Raw genomic sequence first — 2,958 nt, forward strand, 5'->3', positions numbered from 1 at the left:
ACTGCAACGAAAAGTATGAATAATTCAGGTTTTAATATATTTTCTGCTAAATCAGCGAATAAGATTACAAAGAACGTGTTCATCATTGGAAATGAATTATGTACTAAGCCAGACTCGGTGAATGAAGGCCGTTCATTTTGTGGTATGTCTTTAATGTGATACATGGTTTTTAAAGTTGGCTGATAACCTTCAGATAAAAGTTGCCTTAACCATAAAATAGATGATTTGCTGGTTGTACTTAGTTTACCGAATTCTTCATCTCCCATGTCGTCATTCATAATTGCAAACGCGTAAGGGAGAAACAGCAGTGAAAAGCCCTTTTTTAATGATGCAAAGGAATTAAAAATGTCATCACTTTTAAACAGTTGCTGAGTTAATTGAAATTCGGGGATCTTTGTATCCAAGGATGCCCATACAAGTTTCGTTGACGCGGGTAAAGTTGACTTTATTAATTCGTAACGTGGCATTTGAACAAAGAAGAACTCATAGGAATATGAAGCTAACCAGAAAGAAAGAACTTTAGTTTCATCTATCGTAGGTAGATGAAGTTTGATGTAAGCTGATTCCTGAGACAACTTTTAAGAGAGGATATAATGAATAAATCGTCTCTCAAAAGGAAAGAATTTTTACATGCCAACTCGTTACGACAAAGAATTTAAACAAAACATCATCAACCTATATAAACAAGGCGAATCAGCTGCCCAACTGCCCAGAGAATATGGCATTGGTTATTCAACAGTTCATAAATGGATCCAGGGCCAAGTCAAAACTCAATCTGGTAAATCGCCAGACAAAATCAAAGCGATGGAAAAGTGACGCGCTTCGCTGTCTGAAGAGAACGAAATCCTAAAAAAAGCCCTAGGATTCCTTGCGCAGAAGTAACCAATATCTTTGATTACATTCACCAAGAAAGCCATCACCACCAGGTAACCAAGATGTGCCGAATCCTCGGTGTTTCCAGAGCTCAGTATTATCGTTATCGATCCCCCAAACCTTCAAAACGCCGGGCCGAAGATGCGGACTTGAAACAACGGATTCTGCGGATCTTTGCGGAATTTAAGCAGCGATACGGTGTTATGAAGATCCACCATGAATTGAATCTGGAACTTCAACCACTGCAGCTTCGGTGCAGTCCACGACGGATTTCCCGGCTCATGAAGGAACTGGATATCCACTCCGTTACCGTCAATAAGTGGAAAGCGGCTTCGGCTTCCAAAACCAAGGTTGAACAGCGTCCCAACTTGCTTAAGCAGGATTTCTCGACCACTGGTTTAAATCAAAAATGGACCGCTGATATGACCTATATTCAAACGAAGCGTAATGGCTGGTGTTACTTATCAACCATCATGGACCTGCACTCACGACGGATTATCGGCTATTCGTTCTCAAAAAAGATGGCTACTGATTTAGTCTTAAAGACCCTTGAAAGCGCGGTTAAAAATCGAACCATTACTGGGGACCTGATTATCCATACGGATTTAGGATCACAGTATACCAGCGATGATTACAATCAACGTTTAACTGAGCTACATATCCGCCACTCATACAACCGTAAGGGTTGTCCGTATGATAATGCGCCAATGGAATCCCTTCACGCTTCCCTCAAAAAGGAATGTGTTTATCCAGTGCCGTCCTTTTTGAATATGTGCATGCTTTCTACAATAGGAAGAGAATTCATAGTTCACTGGGCTACCAGACCCCCTTACAAGTTGAAATTGCAACACTTACGAGCCAAATGGCCGCCTGATTTAATGCTTTCCAGGGTTCAAATAAGTTATTAATCGCGATTAATGATTTATTTGAGCTGTGGAAGGTAAACGCGGTTCTGAATGTCTCTTAAAATCTGTCTCAAATATTGACTTCAATCCACTGCTTTAGGAGAATACAGTACTAGCTTTCAGTATGGGTTTGAGCGATAGCTCTCATATGATAAGCTATACTGCTATTCTGTAATGGCTAATCATAGTACTAGCTTTCAGTATGGGTAAACATTATGGACTAACCGTATGGACTAACCGTATGAACTAACCTGTGAAATTAACCTGATGGACAGACTATAGTGCAATTATATCGGCAAACTGATGTTGCAAGTTTATTGGTGATTGATAGCTGTCGTTTAGCGTGCATGTCCATAAACGTCCATAATAAGCCCTGTGAGACATTGTAGCTTTGTGTGGCATTAATTATACTCGACAAATGCCAGAATTCTCGTATGAGCCTCCTGTGAGGTCACTTTATAGCTAATGCCGTCTAAAATTGGCTGACTGACTAGATTGCCACCTCCTTACACCTATTAGTATAAGGAAGTTTGACAAAATGTTCAGTCTAGCCATGATTACCCTGTTTCAGCCAGACTAGCAGGTTAACACAGCCTAGAGTATGTCTGAGAGCCATTTAGGGGGGGCCTGTGAGACGTTCTATGGGTATCCTAGTATAATTTTAGGCAGGGCAAACTAAAAGCCCTCTAAACCGCCCTAATTAGCTAGGGGAGTTTAGAAGGCCACGTTTTTAGGTTGTAAACATTTTGAATTGGTGGTTTAATATAATTAACGTTTGAAGTTTTGAGAGCGGTGGCATGTCAGTACGACCCTAAGGGGGAATGAATGCGTATGGGACGAAAATCTCAAGAAAGCACGTCACGTTTTGAATACAAAAGATGTATTATCACTGATGTTACAGACCGCACTTCTAGTCGTAACGCTTATCGGTGTCATCGTAGCGATCGTATCATTAGTCGCTTAAAAGTATATAAAAACAGCTCTCAGATACTTTTGGAGGAGTAGACGAGAGCTGTTTTTATAAGTTGTTAGTTTAAAGTCCACCGTTCTTAAAACGGCAAATGTGTAAGGGTTCAGTGTTATAGCACTGGGCCCTTTTCTTATTGTTAATGTTATAACTATAACATTGCTTTGTCAATTAATACTTCTTGTTTGATAGTGTCAACTTTGTGTGGGTAAA

The 2,958-nt window shown here is 40.1% G+C and carries 4 protein-coding genes; 3 read left to right on the forward strand and 1 reads right to left on the reverse strand.

From position 1 onward, the window contains the following. On the reverse strand, nt 1-467 hold a 467-nt coding region (locus FC65_RS09900; protein ID WP_156408624.1), incomplete at its 3' end, for a hypothetical protein. A gap of 163 nt (nt 468-630) precedes the next feature. Between FC65_RS09900 and FC65_RS09905 the strand changes: the two genes are divergently transcribed. The 3 genes from FC65_RS09905 to FC65_RS12950 all read left to right on the forward strand — a co-directional run bounded on the left by FC65_RS09905 (nt 631) and on the right by FC65_RS12950 (nt 2,742). Further along, nucleotides 631-816: an IS3 family transposase gene (locus FC65_RS09905; protein ID WP_085898821.1), complete on the forward strand. Its 186-nt coding sequence runs from the start codon at nt 631-633 to the stop codon at nt 814-816. Nucleotides 817-899: 83 nt separating this feature from the next. After that, nucleotides 900-1,781, forward strand: coding sequence for an IS3 family transposase (locus tag FC65_RS12615; RefSeq protein ID WP_268872484.1), 882 nt, complete (start codon nt 900-902; stop codon nt 1,779-1,781). 889 nt (nt 1,782-2,670) lie between these two features. Beyond that, on the forward strand, nt 2,671-2,742 hold the full coding sequence (locus FC65_RS12950) for a hypothetical protein (RefSeq protein WP_382405803.1): 72 nt from the start codon (nt 2,671-2,673) through the stop codon (nt 2,740-2,742). Nucleotides 2,743-2,958: the final 216 nt, after the last annotated feature.

This window comes from Ligilactobacillus acidipiscis DSM 15836 (genome assembly GCF_001435755.1).
Classification (GTDB): Bacteria; Bacillota; Bacilli; order Lactobacillales; family Lactobacillaceae; genus Ligilactobacillus; species Ligilactobacillus acidipiscis.